Consider the following 20,878-nt stretch of genomic DNA (forward strand, 5'->3'; position numbering starts at 1 on the left):
CGATGGCCGCAGGCGAGGCTCTTCTGCCCATCGAAGTACCGCCTCTTTCCGCCGGTGCACCACTACCTCACGTCTTTGCCGACGAAGACAAGTTGCTGGTCGCCTATATCGTCAACAAGACGGATCCGTCATTCGATGGGACGAATCCGCGCTCGGTTTCGCCTGTAACCAACGGCCAATCGGTTGCGATCCTGACGGCAAAGCCTTGCCTAGCACTTCAATTCGGCCTGCCGAACGATGAGGCCTTGAGCGGCCATCGGCTCTACAAACTGGGCTTGCAGCCCTATGCTGCATTTGAGGTACTCAACTCGTCATGGATCGGTTCGCTGGAACAGCAAATCGAGTTCACAGTTCTCATCAGCCTGGGCTGTTTTCTGGCTATCGGCACTTCATCTTCACTTTCCACGACTCGACGCTTGAATTTGTCGCGGAGAGCTTTTCGATGAGCTGTCGCGACGGGTCGGTTCTGACCTCGTTGATGGCGGCCATCAGTCCCAGCGTCACGGCGCTGCCAGACAAACGAATACGGCTTCTCGACCGGCTTTGGCGACGCGACTGATCCGCTGGTCCATCAGCCTTGACCGCAGCGACGTTTGGTCGGAGACTCCGGACGTTGCCAGTGCCTGAAACCGGGCAGACGTGGCAAACGGAGGAGCAAGCAACATGGCGATTTCACGCAAGGAAGAGGCTCGGGCGCTGAGCGCCGACGAACGCGCTCTCGTCGAGAAGTCGCACCATCCAGCGGTACAGCATCTTGCCGACGCCGAACTCGCCAGCCTGGTCAAGCTCCTAAGGGGACGGCGCGACAAGGCCCAGACCGAGGCGCATCGCCGCCGCCGCGAAATGCGCGGCAAGGGTGCGCCAAAGGGCGCCGGCGCCTCGAAGGCCGATGAAGGTTCGCAGTTGAAGCTGGCGGTTCTGGCGATGACCATGCGGCGGCTCAATGGCGAGGCCGAACGCCGCCGCCAGTTGGCAGCGCGTGTTTCGCTGGTCGAGAATGCACGCAAGGCGCTGTCCATGAAGCAAGGCGCTGCGGCAGACGGTCCCGAGTTCAACACGCGCACCGCGCACAAAGGCATGCGCGCGATCGTGAGCCGGCGGCCCGAGAATCTGATCCGGCCGATGGAACTCGGCCGGCAGCGGCAGGCGGCAAAGGTGGCGCAGGCAAAGCGCGACGCCCGCTGAGTTTTCTTGGCCGCCTTCTTTTGCTCTGGAAGCCTGTCTGGCGGGAATTGCCTCTTTATCGACACGCTGATGCGGGTAGAGTGCGGCTGATTTTCAATCAACCGCTTCGGAGTTCATGCTCGCACGCCTGTTCGTGATCTTCGGTGGGCTTCTCGTGCTGGTGCTGTGTGCGGCGCTGGTGGTGCCGTACTTTGTCGACTGGACAGGTTACCGTGCCGATTTCGAGCGCGAGGCCAGTGCCGTTCTGGGCCGCAAGGTGACCGTGCGAGGCGATGCGACGGCAAGGTTGCTGCCGTTCCCCTCGGTGACCTTTTCCAACGTCGCCGTTGCCGGTGGCCCCAACGGCCAGCCGGCGATGACCGTCGAAACCTTTTCGATGGATGCAGAACTCGCGCCATTCCTGCGCGGCGAGGTGCTGATCTTCGACATGCGCCTGGTGCGGCCGAAGGCGACGATCGACATCGCCGCCGACGGCACGGTCGACTGGACGATACGGCCGTCCTCGCCCTTCGATCCCGGTCAGATCTCCATCGAGAAGCTGACGGTGACGGAAGGACAGATCGCGCTCAGCCACGCCGCCGGCGGGCGCAGCCATCTTATTTCCGAGATCAACTCGACGATCTCGGCCAAGTCGCTGGCCGGCCCCTGGCGGCTGGACGGCTCGCTGTTGCTGGACGGGTTGCGGACCACGATCGCCGCTTCCACCAGCAAGGCCGAACCGGACGGGCAAATGCGGCTCAGGCTCAAGGCCGATCCGGATGACTATCCGCTGGTCGTCGAGACCGACGGCAATGTGGGCCTCGTCGAGGGCGCCGCGGTCTATTCGGGCCAGTTCAAGATATCGGGCGCAGACCGGGCTGCGGAGCAGCTGCCCGGCACCGGCGGCGAGGCGCTGAAAGTCAGCGCCGGCAAACCGGACCCGGGCTTCAGGCTGAACGGCAAGTTTTCGCTCGATCACCAGAAGCTCGGCGTCGACGAATTCCGCTTCGAGACGGGACCGCTCGACAATCCCTACACCGCCGACGGCAAGGCTGCGGTCGACCTTGGGCTGAAGCCGCATTTCTTGATCGAGGCCGATGGCGCGCAGGTGCAGTTCGACGAGGCCGTGGGGGCGGCGGCCGGTGCCGGATTGACGCTGTCCGAGCGGGTGGCGGCGCTGGAGCAGGCGCTGCTCGATCTGCCGAAGCCGACCATACCGGGCACGGTCGAGGTGAAACTGCCGGCGGTGGTGGCAGGCGACACCACGGTTCGCGACGTGCATCTGTCCGCCGAGCCGGCCGAGGGCGGCTGGGCGGTAAAATCGCTGGCCGCCACGCTGCCCGGCCGCGCCAAGCTGGAAGCCAACGGCATGGTCAGCGTCGAGGACCATTTCGGTTTCACCGGATCGCTGCTTCTGGCGGTGGCGCAGCCCTCGGGCTTTGCCGCCTGGCTGTCGAAGGACGTCGACGAGGCGATCCGCCGCTTGCCGGCCGCCGGCTTCAAGGCCAAGGTGGATTTGAGCGAGAAGCACCAGGCCTTCAGCGATCTCGAACTCATCCTCGGCAAGGCAAAGTTCTCCGGCCGCATCGATTCCAGCCAGCCCGACGACACCAGGCCATCGGTGCTGATGCAACTGGAAGGCGGCGAACTCGACGTCGATGGGCTCGCCGCCTTCGCCTCGATCTTTGTCAGCGACAAGGGCGCCAACCGCTTTTCCGATCGCGACCTCGATTTCCAGATCGAGGCCGGGCCGGTCAGCGCCGGCGGCTTAACCGCCGATAGCGTCGATACTGCACTTAGATTACGGGACGGGTTGCTTGAGATCGACCGACTGTCGGTCGGCGGACTTGCCGGCGCCTCGATCAGCGCCACCGGCCGGATCAAGGATTTCCCGGCGAGCCCGACGGGCATGCTCGACGCCTGGGTGGTCGCCGTCGACCTCAAGCCGCTGATCGACGTCGCCGTCCAGCATTATCCGGACAACGCGGTGCTGAGGGGGCTGGCGGAGCGTGCTGCGGCCTATCCCGAGCTGTTCCAGGATGCGCGTATCGACGCGGTCACGAGTGCCGCAGACAATGGCGATGGTACGACCGGACTGGCAATGAGCGCACAGGGCAAGGCCGGTGGTTCGGCCTTTTCGGCGTCATTGTCCGGCAAAGGGGCGCTCGACCGGCCTCTCGAAGCGCCGGTGACGCTGACCTTCAATGCAAGGAACGCCGACGCCACCGCGCTTCTGGCGCTTTACGGTCTGCCGGCGCTGCCGCTCGGCATGCTCGGCGAGGCGACCACCGACGTCTCGGCCAAAGGCACGCTTGGCGGCGGCCTGGCGACACGCTTCAGCCTGGCCGGCAATGACTTCAAAGCTGGTTTCGACGGGACAATTGCCGACACGCCTCAGGGCGCGGCCGCCAAGGGCAAGGTCAGCCTTGAAACGGCCGATATCGAGCCATGGCTGATGACGACCGGCGTCGGCCTGCCCGGCATGGGGACCGGCATGTCGACGTCGCTTGCTGCCGATGCCGACTACGGCAATGGTCTCCTGGTGCTGAGCGGCCTCAGCGGCGCCGTCAACGAAGCGGCGGTTTCCGGTGACGTAAATATCGACGTCAAAGAGGGGCTGCCGCATCTTGCCGGCGCGCTGTCGCTGGACGAGCTGGACCTCGATCCCATGGCGGTGATGCTGTTCGGCGACCAGGCCTTCCTTGTCAATGACGGGGCCTGGCCGACAGCACCGTTCAGCCAGAAATCCAGTCTGCCATTTACCGCCGATCTCGATCTGACGGCGGCGTCGCTTTCCGCCGGCCCGCTTGCCACCGCCTATGACGCTGCGCTGTCGCTGCAGCTCGACCAGGAGGGCATCCGCGTTTCCGACCTCAAGGCAAAATTCCTCGGCGGCGAGTTGAGTGGCCTGTTCGAGCTCAAGAACAATGACGGCACCGGGCTTTTCTCCGGTCAGATGAAACTCGCCGCCGCCGATCTGGCAGTCGTGCTGCCGGAGGCCGGCATCAGCGGAAGCGGCGATTTCTCGACGGCGCTTTCGACCAGCGGCAAATCGGTCGACGCGATGGTCGCGGCGCTGTCCGGTTCCGGCACGGCGACGCTGAAGGGCATGACTATTGCCGGCTTTAATCCCGATGCCTTTGGCGCATTCATCGCCAAGGCCGACGCGATAGGGCGCGATATCGACGCGTCGAAGACTGCCGGCTTTGTACCGCAGATCGCCGCTGCGGGAAGTTTTCCGGCGCAGGACACCGATATTGCCTTCACCATCGCCGGCGGCACGCTGAGGGCGCCGCCCGTCAAATTCGAAAGCCCGGGCGCGACGCTGTCCGCCGACATCACCGCCGATCTGAACACCAGCACCGTCGATGCCAAGGGCGAGATCGCCTATCGACCCGGCGATGAGGCGCTGGTCGGCTCCGAACCGATTTTGAATTTCAGCGTCGACGGTCCGTTCGGCGCCACCCAACGGCAGTTCGACAGCGAGCCGCTGGCACAGTTCCTGACCCAGCGTGCGCTGGAAAAGGAGCAGCAGCGGGTCGAAGCCATGCAAGCCGCACTGCTCGAGAAACAAAGGCTGCGGCGTGAGGTGCGCTACTACGCTGCCCTGCAAACCGAGCGTGAAAGAGCGGCGGAGGAACGGCGCAAGCAGGAGGAAGCGGCGCGGCTGAAGGCTGAGGCCGACGCCAGGGCAAAGGCTGAAGCCGAGGCTCAGGCCCAAGCCGAAGCGGAGGCGAGGGCGCAGGCTGAAGCCAAGGCGAAGGCTGAAGCGGACGCCAAGGCAAAGGCCGAAGCTGAGGCGCAGGCCCAAGCCGAAGCGGAGGCCAGGGCGCAGACTGAAGCCAAGGCGAAGGCGGATGCAGCGGCGAAGGCCGAAGCCGAGGCCAAGGCGAAAGCCGAGGCGGCTGCAAAGGCCAAAGCGGATGCCGAAGCCAAAGCCAAGGCGGCGCAACAGGCTGCCGAGGAAGCAGCGCAGGCCGAAGAACAGCAACGCCAGAGGGCGGAAGAGGCGTTGCGGATCGCCTCGGAAGAAAAGGCAAAGCTCGACGCCGAACGCAAGGCCGCGGCGGAGCAAGCGCAGAAAGCGGAACGGGCGCCACCGGCCGCAAATAACGTGCCATCGCCAGTGCAGCCCCCGCCAAAGCTCAAGTTCGATCCCTCGTCGATCGACGATCTGCTAAAATCGCTGAATGGCGGGTGACGGCGCATCCCTTACGCGTCGCGTCCAGCAAGCAAGCGCTTCAGCATCGGCTCGATCCGCCCGAGTTCGTCGAGATGAGCGGCTGACAGATCGGCGAGACTGTCGTCGGCGCGCTCGGTCAGCCGCAGCAGCACGCGGCGGTGGTCCTCCTCGTCGTGGTCCCTCGCGACGAGCCCGGCTTCGCAAAGACGGTTGACCAATTCCACGGCGCTGTGATGGCGGATGCGCAGGCGCTCCGCGAGGTCACCAATGGCCACCGGCCCTCCGCCGGGAAATCCCTTGATCGCAAGCAGGGCCTGATGCTGGCGTGGCGTCAGGCCGGCTTCCTGCGCCTGGATCTGGCTGAATTCGAGAAAGCAGCGGATCAGGTAACGAAATTCGGACAGCCTCTGGTAATCGGCCGCCCCGATCGTTGCGCCGCGCTTTTGTGGCTTCGAAGTGTCTGCCATCGATTCCTTTCCGACAAAGCCGCAAACGGGCCTTGAACATTTATATCGTGTTACGATACAGAGCGAACCAACATGGCTGGTGCCCCGCCATCTTCGGTGGCACGGCCGGCGACCGATCCGCAAGTCGGCACGCGCCAGAAAGCAAGGTTTGCAAATGAAATCCGATCACGCCAACCCCGGCCATCTGCGCGATTTTACCACCGATGCCCGGGTGCTGCTCATTGCCGGCATAGCGGTGGTGGTGGCGACGGCAGGGTTGTTTGCCGGCATTGCCCTTTTGAAGCTGATCCGGCTTGCCACGAACATCGCCTATTTTGGCCAGTTCACGCTCGCCGACCTGAGACTGCAGGATACGCCGCTTGGCTATGCCTCGGTATTTGTTCCGGTGGTCGGGGCACTGATCATCGGTGTGATGGCTCGCTTCGGAAGCGAAAAGATCCGCGGCCATGGCATTCCCGAAGCCATCGAGGCGATCCTGCTCGGACGCTCGCGGCTCGACGCCAAGGTGGCAATCCTGAAGCCGTTGTCGTCGGCAGTCTCGATCGGTACCGGCGGGCCATTCGGCGCGGAAGGGCCGATCATCATGACCGGCGGCGCCATCGGTTCGCTGATCGCGCAGATGCTGCCGGTCAGCGACAATGAACGCAAGACGCTGCTGGTGGCGGGTGCGGCGGCCGGCATGACCACCGTGTTCGGAACGCCGATCGCCGCCATCATGCTTGCAGTGGAATTGCTGCTCTTCGAATGGACGCCGCGCAGCTTCATTCCCGTGGCGGTCGCCGCGATCATTGCTGCGGTCGAGCGCACCATGCTGCATCTGCCGGGGCCGATCTTCCCGTTTCAGGGCGGAATGGAGGTTTCATTTCCCGGCCTTGCCAGCTGGGTGCTGGTCGGCATGGCAGCCGGGCTGCTATCGGGGTTGCTGACCCAGATGGTCTATGCCTGCGAGGACGGTTTCCAGAAGCTGCCCATCCACTGGATGTGGTGGCCGATGCTCGGCGGCCTGGTGGTCGGCATCGGCGGGCTGATCGAGCCGCAGGCACTCGGCGTCGGCTATGACAATATCGCCAACATGCTGGATGGCCGCACGATAGCGACCGCTGCGCTCACCCTGTTAGTGGTGAAGGCGATCATCTGGTCGGTCGCACTCGGCTCGGGAACGTCGGGAGGTGTGCTGGCGCCGCTGCTGATCATGGGCGGGGCGATGGGCGCGGTCCTCGCCGGCTTCCTGCCGGCCGCGGATCCGGGCTTCTGGGCGCTGCTGGCGATGGCGGCGACAATGGGCGGCACCATGCGTGCACCGCTGACCGCCACGTTCTTTGCGGTTGAACTGACCGGCAACACCCATGTCCTGGTGCCGCTGATCGCGGCGACTGCCACCGCGCATGCGGTGACCGTGCTGTTGATGAAGCGTTCGATCCTCACCGAAAAAATCGCACGGCGAGGGCATCACATGGTTCGCGAATACCGTGTCGATCCGTTCGCCCTGACCAGGGTGCGCGAGGTGATGACCAGCGAGGTCGAGAGCGTGCCGGCGACGATGTCGCTGCACGGCGCGGCAGCGTTCCTGACGGCGCCCGAGACACGGCATCCGAGCTTTCCGGTCGTCGATGAAGAAGGCCACGTGCTCGGCGTCATCGATCCGCCGGCGATTCTGCGCTGGAGACGCGCCGGCAAGCACCGCACGACGACGCTTGGCGAACTGCTGGCCGGCAGCAAGGTCACGCTGGCCTATCCGGATGAGTATCTCGAGGGCCTCTCCGACAAGCTGCTGATGGCGAACGTGTCCCATTTGCCGGTCGTCACGCGAGAAAATGCCCGGCTGGTGGGCTATGTCGGCTGGAAGGACCTGATGCGTGTCAGATCGAAGAAGCAGGCCGAAGAACGCGACCGCTCGGCTTTGCTGGGCTTCCGTATCCGGCGCAGGAAACAGGATAGCGTCGCCTGAAGGCTACAACTTGCCGCGCTTGGCCCAATCCAGCACATAGAGCCTGAGTGCCGAGGAGAGGTTGGCATCGCGCGGGCGGCTCTCGTCGATTTCGGCGACAAGAGCGGCGAGCGTCAGTTTTCGCACGGCCGCGATGGCGACCAGGTCGTCGTAAAAAGGCTTTTCAAGCGAATAGCTGGTGCGGTGGCCGCGAATGGTGACCGAGCGCTTTTCGACCGGGCTCACGCGACCGCCCTCACACTTCAAGCATCGGATTTGTCCGAATCGCCCGATTTTTCGCGGCGATGGCCGGCGACCAATTTGTCGGCCTTGTCGGCGATCAGGCGGTCGCGATCCCGGCTGGTTTTGGAACGGCCATGCAGCGCCCGGTTCTGTTCGGCCAGGCGCTCCTTCTCGGCTCGCGCCTTCTGCTTGCGTGCCTGACGGAGATTGACGATCTCGGCCATGTCACGCCGCCTGTCGGGTCACTTCTTGCGGAAGGCGTCGAGCGACACCACGTCGGCGCCCTTGGCGCCGGCGTCGGCCGCGGCAGGCTTCTTTTCCGCCTCAGCGGTTTTCTTCTTCGTCTCAGGCTTTTTCTCGGCGACGATAGCCAGCGGCTCGGGAGCAGGCTTGGCCTTTGTCTCCTGTTCAGCCGGGGTATCCGTCTTGACATCGAATTCGAGCTCGAAGTTGACGGACGGATCGTAAAAGCCGCGCACGGCCGAGAACGGGATTTCCAGTTTCTCCGGCACGTCGGAAAACGACAGCCCGACTTCGAAACCGGTGTCGCTCACCTTCAGGTCCCAATACTGGAACTGGATGACGATGGTCATCTGTTCGGGATAGCGCTCGCGCAGCCGCGACGAGACGCGCACGCCCGGCGCGCCGGTGAGAAAGGTGATGAAGAAATGATGGTTGCCCGGGAGACCGGTGCGCGCGACCTCGGCCAGGACCTTGCGCATGACGCCGCGCAACGCCTCCTGGGCCAGAATGTCGTAGCGGATGTGGTCGTCGGCCATGTGGCTGTCGGGTTCCGTTGAATCGTCCTGATAGCTGTAATCAAGCTTGAGCGCGGCGTAAACCGGATATAGATCGCCGGCGTGCGGAAGCGAAGCCCATTGGCGACGATTTGATCGTCAAACGGCTTTGATCGTCAAGCGCTGGCGAGCGCGCCCTGTTTGCTCGCCCGGGCCACAGGCTGCCGCTTGCCGAAGGCGCGCAGGAAGGTGCGCACGCCATTTGTCGCCGATTGCACCACCTCGTCCTCGGTCGGTGTACCGCCGAGCATGAACGTCGTCTGCAACTCGGCATTGGCAAGCGCCATGAACTGGCGCGCTGCGACATCGGGATCGTCGATATCAAGGAAGCCCGCATGAGCGAGGCGGGCGAAGCGGGCGGCGATCGCCGGCCATGTCCTGCCCGGTCCTTCTTCGCGCCATTCGGCGAACAACTCGGGATAGCGCCCGCCCTCGGTCTGGATCAGCTTGCGCAGGAATTTGCCGTCGCGGTTGCAGATGCAGTTGTGGTTCATCCGCACAGCAAAGGCGATGAGGTCGGCCTCGAGATCCTTCGGCTGATCGGGAAAAGTGGAAATCGTGGCAAAGATGCCGGCATTGCAACGTTCGGTGAGGTCACGGACGATGGCAACGAAGAGTTTTTCCTTGTCGCCGTGATGATTGTAGATGGTCTGGCGGGAGACGCCGGCCTCGGCGGCAATCATGTCGATATTGGCACCGGCAAAGCTTTCGCGGCAGAAGACCGAGGCGGCGGCATCGACAATCGACATCCGCTTGGCCTCATGGCCCCGCGGCGGGAAAATGTCAGGAGAAACGTTGGCCTTCATGCAAAACTATATAGAGGTGGTTGACGAATTAGACAAGCCTGTCTAAATTTGTGGACTTGCACGAAGGGGTTTCGTTCCGCAGAAGAGTCGGAACTCCACGGGATGGAACGTCCTAGGGTTACACGTCGGTCCTCGGCGGCAACCAGAATTCGAAAGAGCCTGCTATCATGAACGCCAAATTCCTCCGCATTGCGGTCGTGCTCGGCCTATTGTCCGCGATCGGCCCGTTTGCCATCGACATGTATCTTCCGGCCCTGCCGTCGATCGGTGAGGATCTGCATGCCGGCACCGCCGCGGTGCAGATGAGCCTGCTGATCTTCTTTCTTTCCATGGGCTTCGGCCAGATCGTCGTCGGACCGATCTCCGACATGGTCGGCCGCAAGCTGCCGCTCTACGGCGGCCTGGCGCTGTTTATGGTCGGCGGCGTCGGCTCGGCGCTGGCTCCCTCGATCGAATGGCTGATCGCCTTCCGCTTCCTGCAAGGGCTCGGCGCCAGCGCCGGCATGGCCGTGCCGCGCGCGATCGTGCGCGACCTGCATACCGGCACCGAGGCCGCCAAACTGATGTCGCTGCTGATGCTGGTGTTTTCGGTGTCGCCGATCCTGGCGCCGCTGACCGGTAGCCAGATCATCGAGAACTTCGGCTGGCGCGCCGTGTTCTGGACGGTGACGGGCGCGGCCGTGCTCGCCACCATCCTGCTGGCGACCTCGCTGAAGGAGACGCGGCCGGTCGAAGAGCGCGCCGGTTCGTCCTTCGGGACGGCACTTTCAGGCTACCGCTTCCTGATGGGCGACCGCAACTTCCTTGGCCTGACGGCCATTGCCGGCTTCGGCATTGCGAGCTTCTTCGTCTATCTGTCGAGCTCGTCCTTCATCCTGATCGACCATTACGGGCTGTCGCCTTCGGTCTACAGCGTGTTCTTCTCGATCAATGCGGTTGCCTTTATCGGCATGTCGCAGCTGACCGGGTTGCTATCGGAGCGGTTCGGGCTGCAGCGCGTGGTGCGCGTCGCGGTGACCGGCTATGCGACGACGATGGTGGTGCTGTTCGCGGTGATGGCATCGGGTGTCGACCGGCTCGACGTGATGGCGGCGTTGCTGTTCATCGGCTACGGCTTTCTCGGCCTGGTCATCCCGACGACGTCGGTGCTGGCCATGGAAGAGCATGGCGAGATCGCCGGCACCGCGTCGGCGCTGATGGGCACGCTGCACTTTGCCATCGGCGCGGTCGCCATGGGCGTCGCCGGCGTGTTTTTCGACGGCACGCCGCTGCCGATGGTGGCGGGCATCACGCTCTGCGCGGCGATCTCCTTCACGCTGGCCAAGATAACGCTCGGCCGCAGCCGGGACGCTGCGGAAGCGCCGGCGGAGTAAGCTTCACCTATCGAGACAAAAAGGCCGGGCGATGTTCCCGGCCTTTTCACGTTTGCGATCCCGGTTCAAAGCAGCCTATGCCTATATGACGGGTTCAGGACATGCAGCTTCGACATCTCAAGACCTTCGTGGCGGTCGCCACCACCTTGAACATCACGCGCGCCTCCGAGCGGGTTCATCTTGCCCAATCGAGCGTGACCGAACAGATCCAGGCGCTGGAAGCCGATCTGGGCACGTCGCTGTTCGAAAGGTCACGGCGTGGCTTGAAGCTGACGGCGGCGGGACAACGCCTGCTGGACTACGCAAACGATCTCCTCGACCTCGCGGACGAAGCCCGTTCCGCTGTCGCCGACGCGAGCGGCACGGTTGCCGGTCGCCTGACTGTCGGCGGCCTGGAGACGCTTTGCTCGACACGCTTGCCAGGTTTGCTGGGGGAATTCCATCGGCGCCATCCCGATGTGGAACTGAACCTCAAGGCGGACGATAGCAGTGGGTTGCGTGCCGGCGTGACAAGCGGGGCGCTGGACGTATCTTTCCATTTCGGAGCCGTCCCGGCGGCACCGGAGCTGCGAAGCGAGGAGGTGGCAGAAGAAGAGCTCGTCATCATATTGCCGGCAAATCACCGGTTGGCCGGATATTCTGCCATAACGCCCGACGATCTGGCCGACGAGGCCTTCCTCGTCACCCAGCCCGGTTGCGTCTATAGGCGGATGTTCGACGAAACGTTTGCAGCGACGCTGCCCGACCGTCCGAGGCTGGTTGGCGAATTCGCCAGCATGGGCGCGATACGGAGCCTTGTTGAAGGCGGTCTTGGATGCGCGCTGGTCCCGCGTCTCGTGGCTTCCGCGGCTGACGCCAATATCGTCGTGCTGCCCTGGGTCGGAAGCAGCCCGGTGGCGCCGGTCACCATGGTATGGCGCCACCGGCGCATTCAAGCGCCGGTCTTGCGGCTGTTCCTCGCAATGGTTCGCGAAATCTGGCCGTCACTAGACCAGCCGCTGGCCACCATCAACATGAAGCACCGTTCCGGTGATGAAGCCGTTATGCATCAGGGACGCGATGGCTTGGGCAACGTCGGCTGCCTGGCCGATCCGGCCGACGAGCAGACGCTTTGCCATGGCGTCCAGCGCGACGGTCTTTCCGCTGCCGACGACGGCATCCCAAATCGGCGTGTCGACCCAGCCCGGCGAGACGACGTTGACGCGGATCGGCGCCAGTTCGACGGCAAGCGCGTAGGCGAGTGAGCCAAGGGCCCCATTAACGGCTGCCACCACCGAGCCTTTCGCCGCCGGACGATAGGCGGCGATGCCCGAGGTCAGCGTGATCGATCCCCTGGGCGTCAGACGAGGCGCGCCATGTTTGGCAAGAAGAAGCGGTCCGACGACTTTGGAATCCATCACTTTCCGCGCCAACGAGATGTCCATCTCGGCAAGCAACACATAGACGCCGGTAACGTCGGCGGCGGTCGAGACGATGTGGTCGAGCGTACCGACATCCTGGAACAGCCGCTGGACCTCTTCCTCGCTTGTGACGTCGGCTGCGATCGTCCTCAGCCTTTCCGGGTGAGGCAAGCGCTGCCGTGCGGCCGACAACCGGTCCTCGGAGCGGCCGACGATCGTAACCTCGGCGCCGGCGGCAAGCCGCTGTTCGGCCAGCGACAGCCCCATGCCGGAACTGCCGCCAACGATCAGGATGCGTTCGTGTTTTGGTGTGGTTTCCTGGTTCATCTTGTCTCCATCAGGTAGCTCGCAGGGTGTGACCACACGCGGCGAGAAACTGAGGCCTTGTCCCGCAAAGGCATGAGAGAAGGGAAACGGGAAGATACGAATGCTGCCATCGGAGGTTCCGATGATGGGAAGCCCCTGGGCTTTCGCCTCAGCCTGAGACGCCTCAGCCTGAGACGTTGACGATGCGCGATTTTCTGTGTAGCAGCGATCATCATGAAGATCGCAATGGTTCTTGCAGTGGTAGGAAAGCGCACGGGCAGGATGGTGTAACCATCCGGCGACAGCCACCCGTGCGCGACAAACAGGCTCCCGACGGGGCCTTTTTTTATGCCCGAAATTCTTCTTACGCCCGATTTCGGCGATGCCCCGTCAACCCATCCTCATCACGCTACGGGACAGAACCATGACAAGCGATAATTCCATTCAGCATACGAGCAACCGCATGACAGGGGCGGAGATCGTTCTCCGCGCACTCAAAGACAATGGTGTGGAGCATATTTTCGGCTATCCCGGCGCGGCCATATTGCCGATCTATGACGAGATATTCCAGCAGGACGACATCAAGCATATCCTCGTGCGCCACGAACAGGGCGCCGGCCATGCCGCCGAGGGTTATGCCCGGTCCACGGGCAAGGTCGGCGTGATGCTGGTCACATCAGGCCCGGGCACGACGAATGCCGTGACGCCCCTGCAGGACGCGCTGATGGATTCAGTGCCGATCGTCTGTCTGTCCGGACAAGTGCCGACAACATTGATCGGCTCCGATGCCTTTCAGGAATGTGACACGATTGGCATCACGCGATCCTGCACCAAGCACAACTCTTTGGTCAAAGACGTCAATGACCTGGCGTCATCGATCCATAGGGCATTCCACATCGCCCGGTCGGGGCGACCGGGGCCTGTTCTCGTCGACATGCCAAAGGACGTTCTGTTTGCGTCTGGAATGTACACGCCGCCTTCGGGTGTTGCTGCGCTGAAAAATTATCAACCGAAGCTGCAGGGCGATATCGGCAAGATCGGCCAGGCGCTAGAATTGATGGCCAATGCCAGCCGTCCCGTTATTTATGCCGGCGGCGGCATCGTCAATTCCGGCCCGGAAGCATCGAGATTGCTCCGGGAGCTGGTTCAACTGACCGACTTGCCGGTCACCTCGACGCTGATGGGCCTTGGAGCTTACCCCGCCTCCGGCAAGAACTGGCTCAAGATGGTCGGTCTGCATGGTTCCTATGAGGCGAATATGGCGATGCACGATTGCGACGTCATGATCTGTGTCGGCGCCCGCTTCGATGACCGCGTGACCTCGCGTGTGGATGCTTTTTCGCCGAACTCCAGGAAGATCCATATCGATATAGATCCGTCCTCGATCAACAAGAACGTCCACGTCGATATCGGCATACAAGGCGATGTCGGCAATGTTCTGGGTGACATGGTTCGTCTAGGGCGCGCAGTGCCTCGCAAACCGGATGGAAGCCGCCTTCAGGACTGGTGGAGAAGGATCGCCGGCTGGCGCGCGCGCAATTCATTCTCCTATGAGATGAACAAGGACGCGATCATGCCGCAATATGCGGTGGAGCGTCTCTACGCGCTGACGAAGGATCGCGACACCTTCATCACCACTGAAGTCGGCCAGCATCAGATGTGGGCGGCCCAATTCTACGGCTTCGAAAGGCCGAACCGCTGGATGAGTTCCGGCGGCCTCGGGACGATGGGCTACGGCCTACCGGCGGCGCTGGGCGTGCAGATCGCGCATCCGGACAGCCTCGTCATCGATATCGCCGGCGACGCATCGGTTCAGATGACCATGAAAGAGCTGTCGACTGCAGTCCAGTACGACGCGCCGATCAAGATCTTCATCCTGAACAACGGATATATGGGCATGGTTCGCCAGTGGCAGCAAATTCTTCACGGCAACCGCCTCGCGCATTCCTATTCCGAGGCCTTGCCCGATTTCGTCAAATTGGCCGAAGCATTCGGAGCGGTCGGCCTGCGCTGCGACAAACCAGCCGACCTTGACGATGCGATACAGGAAATGATCGACGTGGACCGGCCGGTGCTCCTTGACTGTCGTGTTGCCAAGCTCGCCAATTGTTTTCCAATGATCCGGACGGGCAGGGGCCACAATGAGATGCTGTTGCCCGAAGAGGCCACAGGTGAAACATTCGCCGGTGCGATCGATGCGATCAGCCACGGGCTGGTATGAACGCCGTGGCATCTTGGGCCTATCAGGGCGAATAAAAAGCCCGCCGACGAGCCTGCAGCTGCACATATCAAAAGGGGAGAAATGGAGGTTTCTGTTGCCAGGTACCTCCGAACCCCGCCTAGAAGTGCGAACCACTAGGGCTTGAATTGAAGCTATCGCACCGCTTACGCGGCGAGACGTGCTTCCGCATAGTTGTCGTTGGCAACTATAAGTTTAGCCCGATAACGGTGGTACAATGCCGGGCAAAAGTACGATCTTTACACCTTCGTCGATCCTATTTCGCCCCCAGCAAAAGCCGCTCCTGAACCGCGGTTTTTGGTGGAGGCGCCGGGTACCGCCCCCGGGTCCGAACGGCTTATTTCATCGCCTGTTTATCGCCATAGTCGGTCGAGCCGACGAGGCGAATATAGGGACTGGCGGTGGAAAATGAAAGGCCGGAATGCCACTTTCGCCCGTGTCAAAGTGGATTATCAAGGGGTTGACTTGCAGCCGGTCTCAACCGAAGCTTTGTGGCGGTGAGGAGACCCAGCGCATACTTGCGGCAGCGCGCCACAATCCTCATCGACCGGATCCCGTGGCGCCGACGAGGGGAAATTCGATGGCCGATTATCTCGCAGACGTAAAGAAATATGATGCGGCGGCCGATGCCGACGCGGTCGCCACAGATCGTCAAGCATCTGGGCATCGCGCTCAGGAACCGCGATTCCTCGCTGGTGTCCTGCACCGACCCGGAGGAACTGAAGCGCGTCAGGAACAGCTGGATCGCCGGCAAGCTCGGCGTCACCGACGGCGCCAAGGCGGATGCGGCTATCGAAAAGACCTGCAAGGCGATGGCGGCCGACAACAGCAAGAGCCGGGTGACGTTCTATTACCTCGTCGCCAAGGATCTGGGCATGCTCGGCTCGCTCTGAACAACCTCGCCGCCGGTGTCGGTGGGCTCCGGTGGAATCGTCTCGCTTTGCTGTGTTCGGCGGACGGTCATTCGGCTATGATGGCTGACAACCCGAATCGGACCGGACCCGATGCGCCAGTATCTCGACCTTCTGAAGCATGTGCTGGAAAACGGCGCCGATCGCGGCGACCGTACCGGCACCGGAACGCGCTCGGTATTCGGCTACCAGATGCGCTTCGACCTGGCCCGCGGCTTTCCGGTCACCACCACCAAGAAGCTGCACCTGAAGTCGATCATCCACGAGCTTTTGTGGTTCCTGGCCGGTGACACCAACATCAAATATCTCAACGATCACGGCGTCTCGATCTGGGATGAGTGGGCCGACGAGAATGGCGATCTCGGCCCGGTCTATGGCAAACAGTGGCGGTCGTGGCCGGACGGCCATGGCGGCGCCATCGACCAGATTGCGAATCTTCTGAAGGAAATACGCAAAAATCCTAATTCGCGGCGGCTGATCGTTTCGGCGTGGAACCCGGCCGAGGTGGAGGCCATGGCGTTGCCGCCCTGCCACTGCCTGTTCCAGTTCTATGTTTCGGAAGGCAAGCTTTCCTGCCAGCTCTACCAGCGTTCGGGCGATATCTTTCTCGGTGTGCCGTTCAACATCGCGTCCTATGCGTTGCTGACGCTGATGGTGGCGCAGGTGACCGGACTGAAACCCGGCGATTTCATCCACACGCTCGGCGACGCACACCTTTATTCGAACCATTTCGAGCAGGCGCGCGAGCAATTGCGGCGCACGCCCAAGGCGTTGCCGACGCTATGGATAAATCCCGAGGTGAAGGATCTCTTTGCCTTCCGCTTCGAGGATTTCCGGCTCGAGAACTATTTCGCCGACGCGACGATCAAGGCGCCGATCGCGGTCTAGGACCTACCTGACTGTCCATATCGAAACTGCCTACTGCGGCTGCGCCCTCGTTTGCCCGTGCCGCGGGTACTGATTTCATGTGATATTTCCTTTGGCCTCGATACCGCTGTATCCAACGGAGGTTATCGCACGCCGAGAAACCTGAGCTCAGAATGCCGTCGCCGGTAAAGAGCCTTTCCTTGTTATGTTCACATGGATATATCGATGGACGGCTGCGGGCGTTCCGAGACGAGGAGAGTTTCATGCTGGCGCGCAAAGGTTCGACGACGATTGCCATCGCGGGCCTCGCCGCCATGCTGATGGCCGCGGTGCCGGCGGCCCATGCCGATGACAAGGTGGTCGTGTTTGCTGCGGCGAGCCTGAAGGACGGGCTCGATGCCGTCAACAAGGCCTGCGAGGCCGATGTCGGCGAGGCGGCAACCATTTCCTATGCGGCGAGCTCGGCGCTGGCCAAGCAGATTGAAAGCGGCGCGCCGGCAGACCTGTTCATCTCTGCCGATCTCGACTGGATGAAGTATCTTGCCGAGAGGAAGCTGACCAAGCCCGAAACCGAAGTGAAATTGCTTGGCAACCAGATCGTGCTGATTGCGCCGCGGGATTCCAAGGTCGAGACCAGGATCGAAAAGGGGTTCGATCTTGCCGGGCTGGTCGGTGACGGCAAACTTGCCATGGGCGATGTCAAGGCGGTGCCGGCCGGCAAATACGGCAAGGCAGCCCTCGAATCGCTCGGTGTCTGGTCTTCCGTCGAAGGCAAGGTGGCGCAGGCCGAGAATGTGCGCGCCGCCCTAAAACTGGTTTCGACCGGCGAGGCAGCACTCGGCATCGTCTATGCCACGGATGCGCATGCGGAGCCCGGCGTGAAGGTGATCGGCACTTTCCCCGACAATACACATCCGCCGATCATCTATCCGGTTGCCCAGCTTGCGGATTCGAAGGGCAAGGATACCCCGGCGTTCCTGAAATGCCTGCAATCCGCCAAGGCTGGCGAACTCTTCAAGGCGCAAGGTTTTACCATGCTTGCGCCGAGCAACTGACGAACGGCACCGCACATGAACTGGCTGCTGGATCTCGCTCCCGACGAATGGAATGCGGTCCGGCTGTCGATCAAGGTGGCGACCGTGGCGATGATTGCCAGCCTGCCGCCAGGCGTGGCGATCGCCCTTGTGCTCGCCCGCGGCCAGTTCTGGGGCAAGACACTGCTCAACGGGCTGGTGCATCTGCCGCTGATCATGCCGCCGGTGGTGACCGGCTATTTATTGCTTCTGACTTTCGGCAAGCGTGGTCCGGCCGGGGCCTTCCTGGCCGAGCATTTCGGCATCGTTTTTTCCTTTCGCTGGACGGGCGCCGCGCTCGCCTGCGGCGTGATGGGTTTTCCGTTGATGGTGCGGGCGATCCGGCTGTCGATCGAAGCGGTCGACCGCAAAATCGAGGCGGCCGCCGGCACGCTCGGCGCCAATCCGCTATGGGTGTTCGGCACGATCACGCTGCCGCTGATCCTGCCCGGCCTGATCGCCGGCGCGATCCTCTCCTTCGCCAAGGCGATGGGCGAATTCGGCGCGACGATCACCTTCGTCTCCAATATCCCGAACGAGACGCAGACGCTGCCGTCGGCGATCTACACTTTCACGCAGGTTCCCGGCGGCGACCCCGGCGCGCTCAGGCTGACGCTGATCTCGATCGTCATCTCGATGGCTGCACTCGTGGCCTCGGAAGTGCTGGCGCGGCGCGTCGGCCGGCGGATGGACATCGAATGACGGTTCAGGTCGACATCAGCCACCGGCTTGGCGATTTCGCCGTCAATGCCCGCTTCGAGAGTGCCGGGCGGCTGACTGCGCTGTTCGGGCCGTCCGGCTCCGGAAAGACGACGCTTATCAATTTGATTGCCGGGCTGATCCGCCCCGACAAAGGCCGCATCGCGGCCGAGGGCCGCGTGCTGGTCGATAGCGATGCCGGCCTGTTTGTGCCAAAGCACAAACGGCGGATCGGCATGGTGTTCCAGGATGCGCGGCTGTTTCCGCATATGAGCGTGGCGAGCAATCTGCGCTATGGCCGTTGGTTCACGCCGGCTGCCGAGCGCTACGCGGATATCAATGGCGTGGTCGAACTGCTCGGGATCGGCCATTTGCTCGACCGGCGGCCGGCAAAACTCTCCGGTGGCGAGAAGCAGCGCGTGGCAATCGGCAGGGCGCTGCTTGCCAGTCCGAAATTGCTGCTGATGGACGAGCCGCTGGCGTCGCTCGACGAGGCGCGCAAGGCCGAGATCTTGCCTTATATCGAGCGGCTACGCGACGAGACGAAAATTCCGATCGTCTATGTCAGCCACTCGATCGCCGAAGTGGCGCGGCTGGCGAGCGACGTCGTGGTGCTGATGCAGGGCAAGGTCGCTGCTTCCGGTCCAACCGGAGCGATCATGCAGCGTCTGGATCTATTGCCGGCCGAAGAGCGCGGCGAGGGCGGTGCCGTGCTGGATGCCGCGGTTCTGCGCCACGACGAAGCCTTTGGCATGACGGTGCTAGGCTCATTGGCGGGCGAGATCCGGGTGCCGCTTCTGGCAACGCCGGTCGGTGCGCCGGTGCGCGTCCGCATCCGTGCCCGCGACGTGATGATCGCCACCGAGCAGCCGGTTGGCCTCAGCGCGCTCAACATACTGCCGGGCACGATTGTGGCGATAGAGCCGGGCGAAGGGCCTACGGTCGAGATTGGCCTCGACTGCAATGGCGCAACCGTGCTTGCCCGCATCACCGAACAGTCGCGGCAGACGCTGCGGCTTCGGCCTGGTCGAAAGGTTTTCGCGGTGGTCAAGACGGTCAGCTTCGACCGGGCGAATACCGGCGCCGGCTTGCCGGCCGAGGCGGATGGGTGAACGGCCGATGATTCGCTATATCGTTTTAGAATAGCGGTATCGCTGCAGAACTTGTAGAATAGCGTCACCGCGGAGGAGCAAATGCCGTCGCTGAGTTTGCGGATAAATCTCGATCCAGATGGCCGCCTCGGGCCGGGCAAGATCGAGCTTCTGGAACAGATCGCCGCCTTCGGTTCGATTTCGGCCGCGGCGCGCGGTATGGAGATGTCTTACAAGCACGCCTGGGATCTGGTCGAGGACATGAACCGTGTGTTCGGCAAGCCGCTGGTTGCGGCACAGACGGGCGGCAAGAAAGGCGGTGGCGCCCAGTTGACGTCGGTCGGGCTTGCGGTGGTCAGCCGCTTCCGCGCCATCGAGCGGGCTGCTTCTTCAGCAGCGGCGGCACATATGGAGGCGCTGCAGGCCGAGATCGACGCTGCGTGAACTCGGCGGAATTCATGCCGCGCTCGATCCCTGCTACTCCTCAGGCTCGCCCGGCTTGCGCAGCAGATAGGTGTCCATGATCCAGCCTTTTTTCCGACGGGCCTCCTCACGAGTGCTCACGATCTTGTCGCCGACGTCGCCAATCCGGCCCGAGATGACGATCTCGTCGGGCGTCCCGAGATAGGCGCCCCAGTGGACGGTGACGTCCTTGTCGTCCAGCGTGTTGAAGGCGCATTTTCCGTCCAGCATGACGATGGTGCTGCCGACGTTTTCGGGCAGACCTTCCTCGGCGAGCCGGCGGCCGGTGGTAATCAAAATGGCGTCGCCGATGCGGTTCAATGCCATTTTGTGGCTGGCTGCGAGTGCCTGGATGGCGGTGATGCCGGGAATGACCTCCAGCTCGAATGCGACATTGCCTCTGAGGCGCACGCGCTCGAGGATGCGCAGCGCGCTGTCGTAGAGCGAAGGATCGCCCCAGATCAGGAAGGCGCCGCAACCATCTTCGGGGAGTTCGCCGCGGATAAGGCCTTCGTAGATCGCGGCGATCGCCTCGTGCCAGTCGCCGACGGTCGAGCGGTAGGAAGGCGCCGGCTCGGCGCGCACCGGCACCTCGAATTCGACACGGCGCGAGTTCGGATTAATGACGAAGTGGTCGCAGATCTGGCGGCGCAATTCGGCGAGATCGTTCTTCTTGGCGCCCTTGTCGGGAATGAACAGCACGTCGGCCCGATTGAGGCCGTTAATGGCCTGGACCGTCATGTGCTCCGGATTGCCGGCGCCGATGCCGATGACAAGAAGCTTGCGCATGGGCGAACTCCTGCCCGATCGGGATCGGCGTGTCTAGACCGACATGACATGCCGGCAGGCGCTGGCGCGTTTGCCGAAAGG

At 62.9% G+C, this 20,878-nt stretch carries 18 protein-coding genes, 1 other RNA gene and 2 pseudogenes; 13 read left to right on the forward strand and 8 right to left on the reverse strand.

Annotated elements, in window-relative coordinates; translation table 11 throughout:
- The first annotated feature begins 2 nt into the window (after window positions 1-2).
- From NKH23_RS14545 to NKH23_RS14555, 3 genes are all read left to right on the forward strand, one after another.
- Complete coding sequence (locus NKH23_RS14545; RefSeq protein WP_352978562.1) at window positions 3-446, forward strand: hypothetical protein; 444 nt, start codon at window positions 3-5, stop codon at window positions 444-446.
- A 217-nt stretch (window positions 447-663) separates the two neighbouring features.
- On the forward strand, window positions 664-1,185 hold the full coding sequence (locus NKH23_RS14550) for a hypothetical protein (RefSeq protein WP_352912795.1): 522 nt from the start codon (window positions 664-666) through the stop codon (window positions 1,183-1,185).
- Between the two features lie 115 nt (window positions 1,186-1,300).
- The gene (locus tag NKH23_RS14555) at window positions 1,301-5,365 is read left to right on the forward strand and encodes an AsmA family protein (RefSeq protein ID WP_353034997.1); all 4,065 of its coding nucleotides are present in this window, start codon (window positions 1,301-1,303) and stop codon (window positions 5,363-5,365) included.
- Between the two features lie 11 nt (window positions 5,366-5,376).
- Here NKH23_RS14555 and NKH23_RS14560 read toward each other — a convergent pair whose 3' ends face one another.
- On the reverse strand, window positions 5,377-5,814 hold the full coding sequence (locus NKH23_RS14560) for a MarR family winged helix-turn-helix transcriptional regulator (RefSeq protein ID WP_352912797.1): 438 nt from the start codon (window positions 5,812-5,814) through the stop codon (window positions 5,377-5,379).
- 154 nt (window positions 5,815-5,968) lie between these two features.
- Between NKH23_RS14560 and NKH23_RS14565 the strand changes: the two genes are divergently transcribed.
- Entirely contained in the window at window positions 5,969-7,762 is a 1,794-nt protein-coding gene (locus tag NKH23_RS14565) for a chloride channel protein (RefSeq protein WP_352912798.1), read from the forward strand.
- A 3-nt stretch (window positions 7,763-7,765) separates the two neighbouring features.
- Here the strand turns inward: NKH23_RS14565 and NKH23_RS14570 are convergent, their stop codons facing one another.
- From NKH23_RS14570 to NKH23_RS14585, 4 genes are all read right to left on the reverse strand, one after another.
- Window positions 7,766-7,987 (reverse strand): ribbon-helix-helix domain-containing protein, encoded by a 222-nt coding sequence (locus NKH23_RS14570; RefSeq protein ID WP_352450079.1) that lies wholly within the window; start codon window positions 7,985-7,987, stop codon window positions 7,766-7,768.
- Between the two features lie 17 nt (window positions 7,988-8,004).
- Window positions 8,005-8,208, reverse strand: coding sequence for a DUF4169 family protein (locus tag NKH23_RS14575; protein ID WP_352718988.1), 204 nt, complete (start codon window positions 8,206-8,208; stop codon window positions 8,005-8,007).
- Window positions 8,209-8,226: 18 nt separating this feature from the next.
- A complete protein-coding gene (locus NKH23_RS14580) occupies window positions 8,227-8,763 on the reverse strand; it encodes an SspB family protein (protein WP_023676707.1) in 537 nt (178 codons plus the stop codon).
- A gap of 134 nt (window positions 8,764-8,897) precedes the next feature.
- Window positions 8,898-9,587, reverse strand: a complete 690-nt coding sequence (locus tag NKH23_RS14585) for a TetR/AcrR family transcriptional regulator (protein ID WP_352450076.1) — start codon at window positions 9,585-9,587, stop codon at window positions 8,898-8,900.
- Window positions 9,588-9,754: 167 nt separating this feature from the next.
- Here NKH23_RS14585 and NKH23_RS14590 point away from each other — a divergent pair, with 167 nt between their 5' ends.
- A complete protein-coding gene (locus NKH23_RS14590) occupies window positions 9,755-10,960 on the forward strand; it encodes a multidrug effflux MFS transporter (RefSeq protein WP_352718987.1) in 1,206 nt (401 codons plus the stop codon).
- 101 nt (window positions 10,961-11,061) lie between these two features.
- Window positions 11,062-11,874: pseudogene (locus NKH23_RS14595) on the forward strand (LysR family transcriptional regulator); the annotation flags it as partial.
- 72 nt (window positions 11,875-11,946) lie between these two features.
- Here the strand turns inward: NKH23_RS14595 and NKH23_RS14600 are convergent.
- Window positions 11,947-12,687, reverse strand: a complete 741-nt coding sequence (locus tag NKH23_RS14600) for an SDR family oxidoreductase (RefSeq protein ID WP_352912799.1) — start codon at window positions 12,685-12,687, stop codon at window positions 11,947-11,949.
- A 403-nt stretch (window positions 12,688-13,090) separates the two neighbouring features.
- On the opposite strand from NKH23_RS14600, the gene NKH23_RS14605 reads away from it, so the two are divergent.
- Complete coding sequence (locus tag NKH23_RS14605; RefSeq protein WP_353034999.1) at window positions 13,091-14,887, forward strand: acetolactate synthase 3 large subunit; 1,797 nt, start codon at window positions 13,091-13,093, stop codon at window positions 14,885-14,887.
- 80 nt (window positions 14,888-14,967) lie between these two features.
- Here the strand turns inward: NKH23_RS14605 and ssrA are convergent.
- Window positions 14,968-15,323: a transfer-messenger RNA gene (gene ssrA, locus NKH23_RS14610) on the reverse strand.
- A gap of 162 nt (window positions 15,324-15,485) precedes the next feature.
- On the opposite strand from ssrA, the pseudogene NKH23_RS14615 reads away from it, so the two are divergent.
- The 6 genes and pseudogenes from NKH23_RS14615 to NKH23_RS14640 all read left to right on the forward strand — a co-directional run bounded on the left by NKH23_RS14615 (window position 15,486) and on the right by NKH23_RS14640 (window position 19,990).
- A pseudogene (locus NKH23_RS14615) lies at window positions 15,486-15,798 on the forward strand (DUF2853 family protein).
- Window positions 15,799-15,909: 111 nt separating this feature from the next.
- Entirely contained in the window at window positions 15,910-16,704 is a 795-nt protein-coding gene (locus tag NKH23_RS14620; protein ID WP_023676701.1) for a thymidylate synthase, read from the forward strand.
- A gap of 242 nt (window positions 16,705-16,946) precedes the next feature.
- A complete protein-coding gene (gene modA / locus NKH23_RS14625; RefSeq protein WP_352912802.1) occupies window positions 16,947-17,738 on the forward strand; it encodes a molybdate ABC transporter substrate-binding protein in 792 nt (263 codons plus the stop codon).
- Window positions 17,739-17,753: 15 nt separating this feature from the next.
- Complete coding sequence (gene modB / locus NKH23_RS14630) at window positions 17,754-18,458, forward strand: molybdate ABC transporter permease subunit (RefSeq protein ID WP_352466931.1); 705 nt, start codon at window positions 17,754-17,756, stop codon at window positions 18,456-18,458.
- The gene (gene modC / locus NKH23_RS14635) at window positions 18,455-19,567 is read left to right on the forward strand and encodes a molybdenum ABC transporter ATP-binding protein (RefSeq protein ID WP_352466930.1); all 1,113 of its coding nucleotides are present in this window, start codon (window positions 18,455-18,457) and stop codon (window positions 19,565-19,567) included. Before modB ends, modC begins: the two co-directional genes overlap by 4 nt.
- An 81-nt stretch (window positions 19,568-19,648) precedes the next feature.
- A complete protein-coding gene (locus NKH23_RS14640; protein WP_352466929.1) occupies window positions 19,649-19,990 on the forward strand; it encodes a winged helix-turn-helix domain-containing protein in 342 nt (113 codons plus the stop codon).
- Window positions 19,991-20,023: 33 nt separating this feature from the next.
- Here NKH23_RS14640 and cobF read toward each other — a convergent pair whose 3' ends face one another.
- Complete coding sequence (cobF, locus tag NKH23_RS14645) at window positions 20,024-20,797, reverse strand: precorrin-6A synthase (deacetylating) (RefSeq protein WP_352912803.1); 774 nt, start codon at window positions 20,795-20,797, stop codon at window positions 20,024-20,026.
- Between the last annotated feature and the right edge of the window lie 81 nt (window positions 20,798-20,878).

Origin of the sequence: Mesorhizobium sp. M1328 (genome assembly GCF_040318075.1) — a bacterium.
GTDB lineage: Bacteria > Pseudomonadota > Alphaproteobacteria > Rhizobiales > Rhizobiaceae > Mesorhizobium.